The sequence below is a fragment of the Rhodococcus sp. MEB064 genome (assembly GCF_000834565.1).
GTDB lineage: Bacteria > Actinomycetota > Actinomycetes > Mycobacteriales > Mycobacteriaceae > Rhodococcoides.
Window position 1 is genome coordinate 1 of the sequence record NZ_JXQS01000076.1, and the last position, 210, is coordinate 210.

General features: G+C 61.9%; 1 pseudogene. It reads right to left on the reverse strand.

Going from position 1 to position 210, the window contains the following annotated elements:
• Nucleotide 1: 1 nt before the first annotated feature.
• Nucleotides 2-210: pseudogene (locus RU01_RS23280) on the reverse strand (hypothetical protein); the annotation flags it as partial.

The following is a 210-nucleotide window of genomic DNA, read 5'->3' on the forward strand; positions in this document are numbered from 1 at the left end:
GTCAGGACAGTGCGTTGCGCTCGAGCCACCGCGCGTACTCGGTTGCGCTCATCAGAGCCGGTGGGATCTGGTCGTCGGTCTCGGTCGAGCTCTCGGTGATCCCTTCCAAGAGCTCGTATGCTTTTCCCAGGATCTCCTGGACCGCTTCGCTCTGCGCCACCTTTTTCTTGAGGGCGTCGTTCTCCTTGCGTAGTCGTGCCAGTTCGGCGC